General features: G+C 66.5%; 16 protein-coding genes. 8 read left to right on the top strand and 8 right to left on the bottom strand.

Annotation, left to right across the window (positions count from 1 at the left end):
• On the bottom strand, positions 1-690 hold the full coding sequence (locus tag ACTIEW_RS08990; protein ID WP_439477570.1) for a DUF1499 domain-containing protein: 690 nt from the start codon (positions 688-690) through the stop codon (positions 1-3).
• A gap of 4 nt (positions 691-694) precedes the next feature.
• Entirely contained in the window at positions 695-2,329 is a 1,635-nt protein-coding gene (locus tag ACTIEW_RS08985) for a long-chain-fatty-acid--CoA ligase (protein ID WP_439477569.1), read from the bottom strand.
• Between the two features lie 144 nt (positions 2,330-2,473).
• Between ACTIEW_RS08985 and udk the strand changes: the two genes are divergently transcribed.
• Together udk and ACTIEW_RS08975 are read left to right on the top strand one after the other, a co-directional pair.
• The gene (gene udk, locus ACTIEW_RS08980; RefSeq protein ID WP_439477568.1) at positions 2,474-3,151 is read left to right on the top strand and encodes a uridine kinase; all 678 of its coding nucleotides are present in this window, start codon (positions 2,474-2,476) and stop codon (positions 3,149-3,151) included.
• A gap of 43 nt (positions 3,152-3,194) precedes the next feature.
• Positions 3,195-3,830 (top strand): TetR/AcrR family transcriptional regulator, encoded by a 636-nt coding sequence (locus ACTIEW_RS08975; protein WP_439477567.1) that lies wholly within the window; start codon positions 3,195-3,197, stop codon positions 3,828-3,830.
• A gap of 4 nt (positions 3,831-3,834) precedes the next feature.
• Here ACTIEW_RS08975 and pdxH read toward each other — a convergent pair whose 3' ends face one another.
• Entirely contained in the window at positions 3,835-4,509 is a 675-nt protein-coding gene (gene pdxH / locus ACTIEW_RS08970) for a pyridoxamine 5'-phosphate oxidase (RefSeq protein WP_439477566.1), read from the bottom strand.
• 87 nt (positions 4,510-4,596) lie between these two features.
• Here pdxH and ACTIEW_RS08965 point away from each other — a divergent pair, with 87 nt between their 5' ends.
• The 5 genes from ACTIEW_RS08965 (at position 4,597) to ACTIEW_RS08945 (ending at position 7,828) form a co-directional block, all read left to right on the top strand.
• Entirely contained in the window at positions 4,597-5,322 is a 726-nt protein-coding gene (locus ACTIEW_RS08965; protein ID WP_439477565.1) for a DnaJ C-terminal domain-containing protein, read from the top strand.
• Positions 5,323-5,382: 60 nt separating this feature from the next.
• On the top strand, positions 5,383-5,589 hold the full coding sequence (locus ACTIEW_RS08960) for a type II toxin-antitoxin system VapB family antitoxin (RefSeq protein WP_439477564.1): 207 nt from the start codon (positions 5,383-5,385) through the stop codon (positions 5,587-5,589).
• Between the two features lie 5 nt (positions 5,590-5,594).
• Complete coding sequence (locus ACTIEW_RS08955; protein ID WP_439477563.1) at positions 5,595-5,966, top strand: type II toxin-antitoxin system VapC family toxin; 372 nt, start codon at positions 5,595-5,597, stop codon at positions 5,964-5,966.
• A gap of 2 nt (positions 5,967-5,968) precedes the next feature.
• Entirely contained in the window at positions 5,969-7,054 is a 1,086-nt protein-coding gene (aroC, locus tag ACTIEW_RS08950; protein WP_439477562.1) for a chorismate synthase, read from the top strand.
• A 78-nt stretch (positions 7,055-7,132) separates the two neighbouring features.
• The gene (locus tag ACTIEW_RS08945; protein ID WP_439477561.1) at positions 7,133-7,828 is read left to right on the top strand and encodes a pirin family protein; all 696 of its coding nucleotides are present in this window, start codon (positions 7,133-7,135) and stop codon (positions 7,826-7,828) included.
• Between the two features lie 169 nt (positions 7,829-7,997).
• Here the strand turns inward: ACTIEW_RS08945 and lon are convergent, their stop codons facing one another.
• On the bottom strand, positions 7,998-10,406 hold the full coding sequence (gene lon / locus ACTIEW_RS08940) for an endopeptidase La (protein ID WP_439477560.1): 2,409 nt from the start codon (positions 10,404-10,406) through the stop codon (positions 7,998-8,000).
• A gap of 379 nt (positions 10,407-10,785) precedes the next feature.
• Positions 10,786-12,060, bottom strand: a complete 1,275-nt coding sequence (clpX, locus tag ACTIEW_RS08935; RefSeq protein WP_439477559.1) for an ATP-dependent Clp protease ATP-binding subunit ClpX — start codon at positions 12,058-12,060, stop codon at positions 10,786-10,788.
• 189 nt (positions 12,061-12,249) lie between these two features.
• On the opposite strand from clpX, the gene ACTIEW_RS08930 reads away from it, so the two are divergent.
• A complete protein-coding gene (locus ACTIEW_RS08930; protein ID WP_439477558.1) occupies positions 12,250-12,891 on the top strand; it encodes an HAD-IB family hydrolase in 642 nt (213 codons plus the stop codon).
• Between the two features lie 7 nt (positions 12,892-12,898).
• Here the strand turns inward: ACTIEW_RS08930 and ACTIEW_RS08925 are convergent, their stop codons facing one another.
• The 3 genes from ACTIEW_RS08925 to ACTIEW_RS08915 form a co-directional block, all read right to left on the bottom strand.
• The gene (locus ACTIEW_RS08925) at positions 12,899-13,219 is read right to left on the bottom strand and encodes a hypothetical protein (protein ID WP_439477557.1); all 321 of its coding nucleotides are present in this window, start codon (positions 13,217-13,219) and stop codon (positions 12,899-12,901) included.
• Positions 13,220-13,294: 75 nt separating this feature from the next.
• The gene (locus tag ACTIEW_RS08920) at positions 13,295-13,936 is read right to left on the bottom strand and encodes an ATP-dependent Clp protease proteolytic subunit (protein ID WP_439477642.1); all 642 of its coding nucleotides are present in this window, start codon (positions 13,934-13,936) and stop codon (positions 13,295-13,297) included.
• Positions 13,937-14,050: 114 nt separating this feature from the next.
• Positions 14,051-14,998: a hypothetical protein gene (locus tag ACTIEW_RS08915; protein ID WP_439477556.1), complete on the bottom strand. Its 948-nt coding sequence runs from the start codon at positions 14,996-14,998 to the stop codon at positions 14,051-14,053.
• Between the last annotated feature and the right edge of the window lie 80 nt (positions 14,999-15,078).

Here is a 15,078-nt window from a genome sequence, read left to right as displayed (position 1 = left end):
TCAGCCGGCGGCGCGCAGGGTTTCGCTGATCGCGGTCGCCATGCGGCAGGACTCGCCGCCGTGGGGCCGGTGATCGCGGGCGGCGACGCGAATGTCCGTGCGACCCGGACGGATGCGGATCACGGCGTCGTGGTCGAAGCCGAACCAGAAGCCTTCCTGACTGCCGTCCGCCCGGGCCACGCCCGCGCCGCGCAGGGTGAAGCCGGCCTGTTCGAGGGCGTAAATGGCCGCGGTGGGCGCGATCTGGCGCATGACCGGCAGGGCGCCCGGGCAGGCCTCCGCCCCCACGGCCGGACCGGGTCCCTGCCCGCTCCGCGCGTCGCCAAGGTCGCCGAAGCCCGGAACCTCGGTCAGGTCGGTGCTGACGTTCTCGACGGGACCGGCCGAAAGGCGGGCCTTTTGCCAGATGAAGCCGCCGAGTGTCGTTCCGGCGACCAGCACGGCGGCGATCGCCAGCAGACCTGATCTGCGGAAATTGCCGAACGACAGGGCGAGGGCGCCGAAGGCCGCCGCGGCGCCGAAGAAGGCGAGGAACCAGCCGGCCTGCATGGTCAGCAGGTCATAGCCTGTCCCGACCGGCCAGGCCCCGACCCGCGTCCCCAGGGCCGCGACCAGCACCAGAACCGGCGCGGCGACGGCGAGGAGAGCCAGCACCTGGACCCGACCGGCGCCGGTCGTGCGGCGCGCCATAGCCTCAGGCCCCCGCTGTCGGCAGGCGATAGTCCTTCAGCCGTTCGCGGACCAGTTTCTTGTCGATCTTGCCGGTGGCGCCCAGCGGGATGTCATCCACGAACACCACATCGTCGGGCATCCACCATTTGGCGATCTTGCCTTGCAGGAAGTCGAGGTGCTCCTGCTTGTTCTGGACCTCGTCCGGCTTCAGTTTGACGATCAGCACCGGCCTTTCGTCCCATTTCGGATGAGCCGCGCCGATGACGGCGGCCAGCTCGACCTTGGGATGGCCGACGGCGATGTTCTCGATCTCGATCGAGCTGATCCACTCGCCACCCGACTTGATCACGTCCTTGGCGCGGTCCGTGATCTGCATGAAGCCCTGCTCGTCGATCGTCGAGACGTCGCCGGTGTCGAAGAAGCCCTCATGGTCGAGGATGTCGCCGCCCTCGCCCTTGAAATAGGCCCCCGAAATAGTCGGGCCCTTGATCATCAGCCGGCCATAGGTGTGCCCGTCGTGCGGCATCTCCTGACCGGCGTAGTTCTTGAGTTTGAGCTCGACCCCGAGCGGCGGCATGCCCTGTTTGACCCGCCATTTCATGCCCTCGTCATAGGGCAGGGCCTCAAGCTCCGGAGTCAGGATCGAAATCGTGCCGATCGGCGAGGTTTCGGTCATGCCCCAGCCCTGGACCACCTCGATGCCGAACTCGTCGTGGAAGGCCCGGATCAGGCTTTCGGGCACGGCCGAGCCGCCGATCATCACGCGTTTGACCGTCGGGATCGTCAGGTTGTTCTCGCGCAGATGCGTCAGGAGCATCTGCCAGACCGTCGGCACGGCGGCGGAGAAGGTCACGCCCTCGGACACGATCAGCTCGTATATGCCCGCGCCGTCCATCCGGGCGCCCGGCATGACCAGCTTGGCGCCTGAGGCCGGGCCGGCGAAGGCGATGCCCCAGGCGTTGGCGTGGAACATCGGCACCACCGGCAGGATCACCTCCTTCGGCGACGGCCCCAGGACCGTGGACTGCATTCCGAGCAGGGTATGGATGAAGTTCGAGCGGTGCGAATACAGCACCCCCTTCGGATTGCCGGTCGTGCCTGAGGTGTAGCAGAGGCCGCAGGCCGTCAGCTCGTCGAACCCGCCCCAGGCGACGTCTTCCGACGCGGACCCAAGCAGCGCTTCGTAGCATTCGGCGCCCGGCAGTTTGGTCGCCGGCATGGTCAGTTCGTCGGTCATGACGATGACCCGCTCGACGGTCGGGCAGTGCGGCAGGATGGCTTCCAGCAGCGGGATGAAGGTCAGGTCGACGAAGATGATGCGGTCTTCGGCGTGGTTGATGATGTAGATCAGCTGTTCCGGGAACAGTCGCGGGTTCAGGGTGTGGCAGACAGCGCCCATGCCCATGATGCCGTACCAGACCTCCATGTGGCGGCTGGTGTTCCAGGCCAGGGTGGCGATCCGGTCGCCGACCTTCACGTCCCAGCCCTTCAGCACGCTGGAGACCCGCTTGGAGCGGGCATGGATCTCGGCATAGGTGGTGCGAACGATCGGACCTTCCACCGACCGGGTCACCACCTCGCGATGGCCGTGCCAGTTCTTCGCGTGGTCGAGGATCTTGTCGACCGTCAGCGGCCAGTCCTGCATCAGTCCGAGCATCACTATCCCTCAAGGCTGCGCCTGCTTTTCGAGGCGCTTGGCGGCCACGCTATCGGCGCCACAGGCGATAAGCAACGTGACGTCAGGTCATCCTTGCCCGCCGTCCGCTTGGCGAACCGCCTCCAGCGGCCCTAGAACCGGTTCATGCCCATTCTCATCGCCATCACCGGCGGCTCCGGCTCCGGCAAAAGCACGCTCGCCGAGGCCCTGGTCTCGACCCTGCCCGACAGGGCGGCGGTGCTGCTGCGCGAGGACTCCTACTATCGCGACGCGGCCAGCCTGCCCGATTTCGATCCCGCCACGTTCGACTTCGACGATGTGGCGGCGCGCGACCACGAGCTGATGATCCGCGACCTCGCCGAGCTGAAGGCCGGGCGGGACATCGTGGCTCCCCTCTATTCCTTCATCCACCATGGACGGGAGCCGGGAGGCGAGCCGGTGCGGGCCGCCGACGTCGTCATCGTCGAGGGCACCCATGTGCTGTGCACACCCGGACTGACAGCCCTGTTCGATATCCGCGTGTTCGTCGACACCCCGGCCGACATCCGTTTCATCCGCCGCCTGCTGCGCGACCAGACCGAGCGTGGGCGCACCCCGGATTCGGTGATCGCCCAGTACCTGGCGACCGTGCGCCCCGGCCATGAGCGGCTGACCGAGCCCTCGCGGTTGAATGCGGACTTCATCTTGGCGGACGCGACCGCCGCGGTGCGGCTCGAAGACCCCCAGGCCGTGGTCCGGCTGGCCGCGCCCGTGCTGACCCATCCGCTGCTCGCGCCGATAATCAACGGGCAATCCCGAGAACATCGTTCGATCACCCCTTGACCCGCCGTGTGCTCACGCGTCACCCTGTGAACCTAAGCGAGTGATGAATGCCATGCACGGCCCCGGCGTCGGTTCTTCCATTCCCCTCGATTCCAAACGACAGGCGATCCTCGGGTACGCCCGCAAGGCCTTCGTCAGCGACGGATACGCCGCGACCAGGATCGAGCCGATTGCGCGGGAAGCGGGAGTTTCTACCGCGACCCTCTATGCCCTGTTCGGCGGCAAGGCCCAGCTGTTCTCGGCCGTCATTGAGGACGCCGCCAGGGATTTCGCGCGACAAATGGCCGGGGTCCGCACGACCGGGGGCGACGCCCGCCAGCAACTGATCAGCTTTGCCGAGGCCTACGCCGACTTCATGAGCGCTCCCTTCGTCCGGGCCGTCTTCCGTCTGGTGATGGCGGAAAGGCCGCGCTTCCAGGCCGTAGCGCGGCGGTTCTTTGACCAGGGCCAGGCGACCTTCGGCGCCACGCTGATCGGAATACTGAAGGCCCAGTCAAAGACCGGCGCCCTGCGGCCGATTGCTCGACCGTCGTGGGCGGCGGGGCATCTGATGGGCATGCTGGAGCATCCGGTCTTCTTCGTTCCGCTGGTCACCGGCGACGAGATCAAGGTCCGGCGCACCAACGCCGAGATCGTCGAGGACGCCGTCGACACCTTCCTGACCCGTTACGGGGCCTGACGGCTCAGGGCCAGAGACGGGTCCTCGCCCAGTTCACTCCGGTGCGGTCGAAGCGTAGCCGGTCGTGCAGGCGGAACGGCCGGTCGCGCCAGAATTCGATGCTGTCGGGAATGATGCGCCAGCCGGTCCAGCGCTCCGGGCGCGCCACGTCCTTATCCTCGAACCGCGCCGTCTCGCGCGCCACGGCGGCTTCCAGCGCCGCGCGACTGTCAAGCGGCCGCGACTGGTCCGAGACCCAGGCCCCGATCCGGCTTTCGCGCGCCCGGCTGGCGAAATAGGCGTCGGCCTCGGCGATAGTGACGGGCTCAACGGAGCCGCGCACCCGGACCTGACGGCGCAGCGACTTCCAGTGGAACAGCAGGGCCGCGCGGGGATGGGCGGCGAGGTCGAGACCCTTGGCGCTCTCGCGATTGGAATAGAAGGTGAAGCCGCGCGCATCGACGTCCTTGAGAAGCACGATCCGGGCGTCCGGCGCGCCCGACGCATCCACCGTCGACAGGGTCATGGCGTTGGGGTCGTTCGGCTCGGTCCGGGTGGCGTCGCCCAGCCACTCAACGAACAGGCCGATCGGCTCGGCGCGGTCGAAGATGGTTTCGTCGCCATTGGCGGCCAGGGCGGCGGCATAGTGCTCCGCATACTCCTCGCGGGTCGGGCTGGGGGGTATCAGGGGTGTGGTCATGGATTGCAGATAGACCCTCGCGGCCCGGCTGGGGAGAGGCTTCACAGTTAACCGGGCCTTGACCATGTGCAGGGCCTTAGTGCGCCGATGCGCGCCCGATCGCACTCCGAAGTCGCCTCGACCCGCGAGGCCTACGCCCTGCTTGGCCTGACCGGCCCGGCTGAGGGCGAGGCGCTGACTGCGGCCTTCCGGATCGCCATCAAGGCCGCGCGACCCGACGCCGCAGGCGGCAGCGAGGCGCGGTTTCGCAAGACGATCGCTGCCTGGCGGCTGATCCAGCGGCAGATCGCGCCCCTGGCGCTGGCCGCCCCCGCGGCGCCGCCACCCGTCGCCCCGATTCTGGCGATCAGTCCGCTCGACGCCCTGAACGGCGGGGCGGTCGAGGTCCGGATCGGCGGGCGCCTGCTGCGCGTCCGTGCGCCAGCCGGCCTGCGCACCGGCGAGCATCTGAGGCTGAAGGCGGCGGGCGATGACGGAGCGGACCTTTATCTGCCGGTGCTGGTGCGCGGCGCGCACGGGCTGAGCGCGGTCGGCGACGACCTCTATATGACCTGTCCGGTATCCCCTCGCCTGCTGGCGGACGGCGGACGGTTGGAAGTCGAGACCCATGCGGGACGGCGCTCGGCCTGGCTGGTCGCGGGGCATCAGCCGCTACGGCTGCGGCTCAAGGGGCTGGGCCTGCCGGCCCGGGGCGCCCGGCCGCAGGGGCACCTGTTCGTGACGCTGGAGCCGTCCGAGGACGCGCCTTCGGCAGCGGAAGACCTGCTGGTGCGGTTCACGCGCGTCTGGACGCCGGACCGGCTGGCGGCGTGAGATTGCGGGAGCGCATCAAATAGTGCATCATTGATACAATTTTTGATGCGGACATCCGGGATGCGAACTACCCTGACCCTCGACGATGAACTCATGGCCAAGGCGGCCAAATATTCGGGGCTCACCGAGACCTCGGCCATTGTCCACCACGCATTGAGAACCCTGATCGAGCTCGAGGCCTCGCGCAGGCTCGCCCGGATGGGAGGGAGCGCGCCCGACTTCGAACCGGGGCCGCGCGGACGGCCGTGGTCGGTTCAGGAGGACTGAAATCCGTGATCCTGGCCGACACCTCGATCTGGACGGATCATCTTCGTTCGCCTTCGCCGGAGCTGAGCACGCGTCTGATCGTGCGCGAAGTCTTGATGCACCCCTTCATCCTCGGCGAGCTCGCACTGGGAAATCTCCCCCGGCGGGCGAGCTTTCTCGCCGATCTTTCTGATATGCCTGGGGCGACCGTCGCGGACGACAAGGAAGTGTTGCAGATGATCGAAGCCAACCGGTTGAACGGGAGCGGCATTGGCTGGGTGGACGCCCACCTGATCGCCTCTGCGCGACTGTTCGAGGCAACGGCATTGTGGACACGCGACAAACGCATGTTCGCCGTGGCGCAGCGCCTCGGTGTCACAGCCCACGGGCTCCGCTGACCATGTCCCACAACACATTCGGCCATCTGTTTCGCGTGACGACATGGGGCGAGAGCCACGGGCCGGCGATCGGCTGCGTCATCGACGGCTGTCCGCCGCTGATCCCGTTGACCGAGGCCGACCTGCAGCCATGGCTGGACCGGCGCAAGCCCGGCGGCAGCCGTTTCGTGACCCAGCGTCAGGAAAGCGACACGGCGCGCATCCTGTCGGGCGTGTTCGACGACGGTAACGGCCCGGTGACCACCGGAGCGCCCATCGCCATCCAGATCGACAACGAGGACGCCCGCTCCAGGGACTATGGCGAGATCGCCCGCGCCTATCGTCCCGGCCACGCCGACTATGCGTATCAGGCCAAATACGGGGTCCGCGATCACCGCGGCGGCGGCCGGTCCTCGGCGCGCGAAACGGCGATGCGGGTGGCGGCTGGGGCGGTGGCGCGCAAGGTTCTGGGCGACGGCGTGCGGATCCGCGCCGGGGTAATCCAGCTGGGGCCGCACCGGATCGCGCCCGGGGCGGTGGATTTCGACGCAGTCCATGACAACGCACTGTTCGCGGCCTCGGCCGAGGTCGTGCCGGCGTGGGAGGCGTATCTGGACGGCGTGCGCAAGGCGGGGTCGTCGATCGGGGCCGTGGTGGCCCTTGAGGTCACGGGCCTGCCCGCGGGCTGGGGCGCGCCGATCTATGGCAAGCTGGACGCCGAACTGGCGGCGGCGATGATGTCGATCAATGCGGTCAAGGGCGTCGAGATCGGCGCGGGCTTCGGCGCGGCTGAATTGACGGGCGAAGAGAACGCCGACGCCATGCGGCTGGGCGAGAACGGCGCACCAGTCTTCCTGTCCAACCATGCGGGCGGGGTGCTGGGCGGCATATCGACAGGCCAGCCGTTGACGGCGCGGGTGGCGTTCAAGCCGACCTCTTCCATCCTCACGCCGGGCCAGACCATCACCCGCGACGGGACCGAGACCGACGTCCGCACCAGGGGTCGTCACGACCCCTGCGTCGCTCTCCGCGGCGTGCCGGTGGTCGAGGCGATGGCGGCCTGCGTGTTGGCGGATGCGATGCTGCGGCACCGGGCGCAGGTGGGGTGACCCCTTTTAGCCACCGCAACTGTTGCCTATATAGGCGCCAGCGAGGTTCATAACCCTCGGAGTCCCGGGAGCATCCCCATGATCGACGTTCGACCCTTCAACACCCTCGGCGGCGCCAACCACGGCTGGCTGAACGCCAAACACCATTTCTCCTTCGCCAACTACCACGATCCCAACCGCATGAGCTGGGGCCGGCTGCGGGTCTGGAACGACGACGAGATCGCGGCCCAGTCCGGCTTTCCGCCTCACCCCCACGCCGACATGGAGATCATCACCTATGTCCGCACCGGGGCCATCACCCATGAGGACTCGATGGGCAACCGCGGCCGCACCGGCGCGGGCGACGTGCAGGTGATGAGCGCGGGGACGGGCGTACGTCACGCCGAGTTCAACCTCGAAAACGAGATGACGACCCTGTTCCAGATCTGGATCGAGACCGACAAGCCGGGGGCGAAGCCCGGCTGGGGCATGAAGCCGTTCCCGAAGTCGGACCGGACCGGCAGGTTCCAGGTCCTGGCCTCGGGCGATCCGGCCGACGACGCCCTGACCATCAACGCCGACGCCCGGGTGCTGGGCGCGACCCTGAAGGCCGGTGAGAGCCTGACCTATAGCCTCGCCGAGGGCCGACGCGCCTATCTGGTGCCGGCGCTCGGTGCGGTCGAGGTGAATGGCACGCCCCTGAACGCCCGCGACGGCGCGGCGATCAAGGACGAGGCCGAGATCACGATCACGGCGAAGGACGATGCGGAGCTGGTGATGGTGGACTCGCTGTAGCCGGTCCTTCTCCCATTGGGAGAAGGTGGCGCGCAGCGCCGGATGAGGGTCGGATGGTTCGAGCGGCGAAGCCGCCCCCGGACAGTCGACCCTCACCCTTTCGCGCAAGGACGACCGCTTCGCGCTCGTGCGCTCAAGCCCTCTCCCAACGGGAGAGGGCTTCTTTTCGTCAGTGCGTTGCGACCACCGCGCCCGGGTCCTGCACCGGCGGGGCGGTCGGCAGCGGATCCGTAGCCTCGTCCCATTCGACCGGCGTCAGCGTGCCGGTCAGGGCCCATTTCAGGGCCTCGTCGGCGGTCTTGATCGGGATGATCTCCAGCGCCGACTTCACATTGTCAGGCACCTCGGCGAGGTCCTTCTCGTTCTCCTCGGGGATCAGCACCGTCTTGATGCCCGAGCGCAGGGCCGCCAGCAGCTTCTCCTTCAGCCCGCCGATGGCGGTGACCCGGCCGCGCAGGGTGATTTCGCCGGTCATGGCGATGTCCTTGCGGATCGGTATGCCGGTCAGGACCGAGACCATGGCGACCGTCATGGCCACGCCGGCCGAGGGACCATCCTTGGGCGTGGCGCCGTCCGGCACGTGCACGTGGATGTCGGTCTTCTCGAACGCCGGCGGCTTGACGCCGATGCTGAGCGAACGGGCCCGGACATAGGAGGCGGCGGCGGAGATGGACTCCTTCATCACCTCCTTGAGGTTGCCGGTCACGGTCATGCGGCCGCGGCCCGGCATCTTGATCGCCTCGATGGTCAGGATCTCGCCGCCGAACTCGGTCCAGGCCAGGCCGGTGACAATGCCGACCTGATCCTCCTCGTCCGTCTCACCGTAGCGGTATTTCCGCACGCCCGCGTATTTGGCCAGTTTCTCGTCGTCGATGGTGATCGACAGCGTCTTCTCGCGGGCCATCTCGCGCACCGACTTGCGGGCCAGGCCGCCGAGAGCGCGCTCCAGCGAGCGCACGCCCGCCTCGCGGGTGTAGTAGCGGATCAGGTCGCGGATCGCGGCTTCCGGCACAACGAATTCCGCTGGTTTGAGGCCGTTCTCTGCGGTCACCTTGGGCAGAACGTGGCGCAGGGCGATCTGGACCTTCTCGTCCTCGGTGTAGCCCGACACCCGGATGATCTCCATCCGGTCCAGCAGGGGCTGGGGCATGTTCAGCGTATTGGCCGTGGTCACGAACATGACGTTGGACAGGTCGTAGTCGACCTCGAGATAGTGGTCGCCGAAGGCGTTGTTCTGGGCCGGGTCCAGCACCTCGAGCAGGGCCGAGGTCGGATCGCCGCGCCAGTCGGCGCCCAGTTTGTCGATCTCGTCCAGCAGGATGAAGGCGTTGGTGGTCTTCACCTTCTTCATCGACTGGATGATCTTGCCCGGCATGGAGCCGATATAGGTCCGGCGATGGCCGCGGATTTCGGCCTCGTCGCGCACGCCGCCCAGCGACATGCGGATGTACTCACGGCCCGTGGCCTTGGCGATCGATTTGGCCAGCGAGGTCTTGCCGACGCCTGGAGGACCGACGAGGCACAGGATCGGCCCCTTGAGGGCGTTGGTGCGCGCCTGGACCGCCAGATATTCGATGATCCGTTCCTTGACCTTCTCGAGGCCGTAGTGGTCCTCCTCGAGGATCTCCTCGGCCTTGTTGAGGTCGATGGGCTTGGTCTTGGCCTTGCCCCAGGGGATCGACAGCAGCCAGTCAAGGTAGTTGCGGACCACCGTCGATTCCGCCGACATCGGGCTCATATTGCGGAGCTTCTTGACCTCGGCCTCGGCCTTGGTCCGGGCTTCCTTGGACAGGCGCGTCTTACGGATGCGCTTCTCCAGCTCCATGATCTCGTCACGGCTGTCGTCGGTCTCGCCGAGCTCGCGCTGGATCGCCTTCATCTGCTCGTTCAGATAATATTCGCGCTGGGTCTTCTCCATCTGGCGCTTCACGCGCGAGCGGATCTTCTTCTCGACCTGGAGGACGGAAATCTCGCCCTCCATCAGACCGTAGACCTTCTCCAGCCGGGCCGGGACGGCGATGGTTTCCAGCAGACCCTGCTTGTCGGCGATCTTGACCGACAGATGGGCCGCCACGCTGTCAGCCAGCTTGGACGGGTCAGTGATCTGGGGGATGGAGCTGAGGGCCTCGGGCGGCACCTTCTTGTTCAGCTTCACATAGTTTTCGAACTGCTCGATCACGGCGCGCAGCAGGGCTTCGGACTGGGCCGGCTCGCCCGGATCGTCGGCGATCTCGACAGCCTCGGCCTCAAAATACTCGGTGCGGTCGGTGAATTTGGTCAGGTGCGCGCGGCTCTTGCCTTCGACCAGCACCTTGACGGTGCCGTCGGGCAGTTTGAGCAGCTGGAGTACGGTCGCCAGCACGCCGATCGGATAGATGGCGTCGGCGGAGGGGTCGTCATCGACGCTGTTCTTCTGGGTGGCCAGCAGGATCTGCTTTTCGCCCTTCATGATCTCGTCGAGCGCCTTGACCGACTTCTCGCGGCCCACGAACAGCGGCACGACCATGTGCGGAAAGACGACGATGTCTCTCAGCGGCAGGACGGGCAGGGTTTTGGTCGGACTTTGGGTCTCTGGCATGATGCAACTCTCACAGGGTCCTCGTTGATCTCGGACCCGCCGCGGCGGCGTGCGGAGCGTCTGTGCCCCGCCGTTTCGACTCGGCCCGCCATTCAGCGGCCTTCGGATGAGTATGTGGTTTACGAACGGCGCGGTTCAAGCGTGACGGGCGCCGAACGACTCCTTCCATCCACAGACGGCAAGGCTGCATGATCCGAAGCGGTCAAGCGGCCAGGCCGCATGGATCTTGCGGAAAACCCGCTGAAGCCGCTGTCCCGTGGCCGCCGGGGCCTGTGGCCATCGCGCATCATCCGTGTGCTCGCAGGTATCCGAAGCTCAAGGAAAAGGGCGGGCCCGTCGCCGGACCCGCCCCTTCCTGCGTCGTTTGGTCCGTCCGCGATCAGGCGGCGCTGTCGGGAGCGGCCTTCTTGGACTTGGTCTCGGAATAGATCAGCAGAGGCTGGGCCTTGCCCTCGATGACCTCGGCGTTGACCACCACTTCCTCGACGCCTTCGAAGGTCGGCAGTTCGAACATCGTCTCCAGCAGGATGCCTTCGAGGATCGAACGCAGGCCGCGTGCGCCGGTCTTGCGGGTGATAGCCTTCTTGGCCACCGCGATCAGGGCGTCGTCGGTGAACGTCAGATCGACGTTCTCCATCTCGAACAGGCGCTTGTACTGTTTGACCAGGGCGTTCTTGGGCTCGGTCAGAATGGTGACCAGCGCCTCCTCGTCGAGGTCTTCCAGCGTCGCCAGCACAGGTAGACGGCCGATGAATTCGGGGATCAGGCCGAAGCGCATCAGATCGTCGGGCTCAACGCCCTTGAGGATGTCACCGGTGCGGCGCTCGTCGATTTCCTTGACCTTGGCGCCGAAGCCGATCGAGGCGCCGTCGCCGCGTGCCGCGATGACCTTCTCAAGGCCCGAGAAGGCGCCGCCCACGATGAACAGGATGTTGGCGGTGTCGACCTGCAGGAACTCCTGCTGCGGATGTTTGCGGCCGCCCTGCGGGGGCACGGAAGCGACGGTGCCTTCCATGATCTTCAGCAGGGCCTGCTGCACGCCCTCGCCCGAGACGTCGCGGGTGATCGAGGGGTTGTCCGACTTGCGCGAAATCTTGTCGATCTCGTCGATGTAGACGATGCCGCGCTGGGCCCGCTCGACGTTGTAGTCCGAGGCCTGGAGCAGCTTGAGAATGATGTTTTCGACGTCCTCACCGACATAACCGGCTTCGGTCAGGGTCGTGGCGTCGGCCATGGTGAAGGGCACGTCAATGATGCGCGCCAGCGTCTGGGCCAGCAGCGTCTTGCCCGAGCCGGTCGGCCCGATCAGCATGATGTTGGACTTGGCCAGCTCGACGTCGTTGTTCTTCGTCGCGTGGTTCAGCCGCTTGTAGTGATTGTGCACCGCGACCGAGAGCACCTTCTTGGCGTGGCTCTGACCGATCACATAGTCGTCCAGAACCTCGCGGATCTCCTTGGGCGAAGGAACGCCGTCCTTGGCCTTGGAGAACGAGATTTTGTGCTCTTCACGGATGATATCCATGCAGAGTTCGACACATTCATCGCAGATGAACACGGTCGGTCCGGCGATGAGCTTGCGCACCTCATGCTGGCTCTTGCCGCAGAACGAGCAGTAGAGCGTGCTTTTGGCGTCTGTGCCGGCGGCTTTGGTCATCGAGTCTTCTCACTCCCGCGGTTCACCCCGATATGAGGCTAACGCGCATCCTTCGCGTTTGATTCCCGGACAATGGGCGCAAAGGTCTTCAAAAATTGACAATCACCCATACCGAGGCCCGCCACAACCCCGGCCAAGCGTGGCCGGATACGGAAGCGGACGGTCGTATGTCGACGGAGATCGCGGCGAATGTCTGACATGGGAAGCCCTGCCCTGATTCACCAGCCGCGTCGCAAGGATCAGGCCATCGTGGCCTTTGATTTCGACGGTACGCTGACGGTCAGCGACAGTTTCACGCAGTTCCTGCGCTGGCGGGCGGGCGCGGGCGGCTGGTTCGGGGGACTGACCAGGATGGCGCCGGACCTGACGGCCTATATCGGCCATCGGGACCGGGGGCGGCTCAAGGCCGCCTCGGTGCGGGAGTTCCTGAAGAGCGTGCCCCGTATCCAGCTGGAAGCCGACGCCGAAGCCTTCGCCGGCCAGGTCTGGCCCGGCTTCATCCGCCATGACGCCCTCGCCTGCTGGAAGGATTGGGGAAAGAAGGGCGCCTACCGGGTGATCGTCACCGCCAGTCCCGAGACCACCGTGGCTCCGTTCGCGCGGCGTCTCGGCGCGGAGGCCTTGCTGGGCACGCCGCTGGTCTTCGACAGCGATGATCGGGTGACGGGCGCTTTCGCCAGCCCCAACTGCCGGGGCGAGGAAAAGGTGCGACGGCTGAGGATGGCGTTCGGAGAGGATATGCAGCTGGCGGCGGCCTATGGCGACACCACGGGCGACACGGAGATGCTGGCCATCGCGGATGAGGCCGGGTTCCGGCGGTTCAAGGGCTGACGGGGCGTCAGCGGCCGTCGGCGTCCACATCGAACACCATGGACTTGCCGCGTGAGGTGGGGTTCCAGCCCGCCTCGATCGCGGCGGCGACCGCGTTACGCACGCTTTCGACATTGACCCGCTGCTTTTCCATATCGGGCCGGCCATTCGGCCGCATCGGCATGGGAAACAGGACGATCGCCTCTCGCTTGAAGTCTTTCAGACGGAGGCTCAGCCCCATGCCGTCCCACTTGCCGCCGGCCAGCGGCCGGGGCTGGCGACGGATTTCCCACTCATAGGTCTCGCCGTCGACCTCAACGGTCCCGCTCGTCTCACGCGTATGTTCCATGGCGGCCTGATAACACAAAAGACAAAGGGCGCGCCGGTGACGGCGCGCCCTTCTTTCACTTGTCGGCGGAGCGGATCAAACCGTCTTGACGCCGTCGCCCTCGGCCTGTTCGCGACGGTCGTAGACGTGGTCGACGACGCCCCAGGCCTTGGCTTCCTCGGCGCTCATGAAATGGTCGCGGTCGAGCGTCTTCTCGACCTCTTCATAGGTCCGGCCAGTGTGGTGGACATAGATCTCGTTGAGGCGACGCTTGGTGTAGCGGATGTCGGCGGCGTGCAATTCGATGTCCGAGGCCTGGCCGCGGAAGCCGCCCGAGGGCTGGTGCACCATGATGCGGGCGTTCGGCAGGGCCACGCGCTGACCAGCGGCGCCGGCGGCGAGGATCAGCGAGCCGGCCGAGGCGGCCATGCCCATGCAGACGGTCGAAACCGGCGAGCGGATGTATTGCATGGTGTCGTAGATCGCGAGCGCCGACGACACCTGTCCGCCGGGACTGTTGATATACATGCTGATTTCCTTCTTCGGGTTCTCCGATTCCAGGAACAGCAGCTGGGCGCAGATCAACGAGGCCATGCTGTCGTCGAACGGCCCGGTCAGGAAGATGATCCGCTCGCGCAGCAGGCGCGAGAAGATGTCGAAGGCGCGCTCGCCCCGGCTGGACTGCTCGACCACCATGGGGACGAGGTTCATGTTCATCAGTTCGATGGGATCGCGCATTTGGGCCTTCTCGGGATGCATTCGGGTGCGACTCACCGGTCGCTCCCCCTGTTGGACAGGATATCGCGTTGCCGAACCGTTGACGCAAGGCGCGAAGGCTTCAGCAACGCCCGATCACTCCGGCGCGGTCTCCGCCGCCTCACGCCGGTCCTGGATCACAGCCTCGGCCACGGCGCGGACCTGGCTATTGCGGTTGATGCGCAGCTGGTCGTGTTCGTAGAGAGCGATCAGGTAGGAACGATCCCAGTCCGTCAGGCCCGCCGGAGCCGAGGCCGGGTCTGCGAACAGGTTCAGGATGGTTGGAAAGGCCGAGGTGTCGGCTTCGGCGTCGACCTGGGCGAGGGCCACCAGCGCCAGATAGTCGCCCAGCTGCACCAGATTGGCCCCGGCCAGCCGCTCGACATCGACGATGATGACCGATCGCACCATGTCGTCGCGGATCTGGGTCCGGAGGCGCGAAGCCGCGAAGACGTGGATGGCGGGGACGGCTGGTTGGCCACTCGCGGGATCGATGTCGCCGGGCAGTCTCACGGCCCGGCCGCCGGTCTCGGAATCGATCGGCATGCTGATCTGCCACCAGCGCACCGGTTGATCACCGGTCCGGAAATTCCGGAACGCCCGCGTCCCGGCGTCGGTGCCGTTGTGGCGCAGATCGAAATTGCGCGGACGGTCCTCGACGATGGCGGAGGCCAGGGCGGCGCCGTCGTCGGCGGCCACGATGAGGATGTTGGGCCGGCAGCCGGGTTCACCCGCCTCGACTTCCAGTTCACGGGCGACGTCAGAGATGCGGTCGACGACATACTGGCCAACGTCGTTGCGCAGGTTGACCGCGCCGACGCAGATGGGCCGGTTCCACCGCGCCAGACCGCGGTTATTGGCCGGATTGGACACCTCCGTGACGAAGTTTCGGACCAGCGCCTCGAGCTGACGCCCCTCCACGACCACGTCATCCAGCTGGGCCGGGGGCCGGGCGGGCGGCGTCTGCGTGACAGGCTCCTGCGCCGAGGCTGTGCCGGCCGCCAGCGCGAAGGTCAGAGCCAGAACGGCGGACAAGGACGACATGACAACCCCCACTGACATTACGTTCCCCACCCTGACCTCGCCACACTGACGGGTCAATGCCGGTCAATACCACCCAGACG

The sequence above is a fragment of the Brevundimonas sp. genome, assembly GCF_051860745.1.
Classification (GTDB): Bacteria; Pseudomonadota; Alphaproteobacteria; order Caulobacterales; family Caulobacteraceae; genus Brevundimonas.
This window is presented reverse-complemented; position numbering and strand designations above follow the sequence as displayed.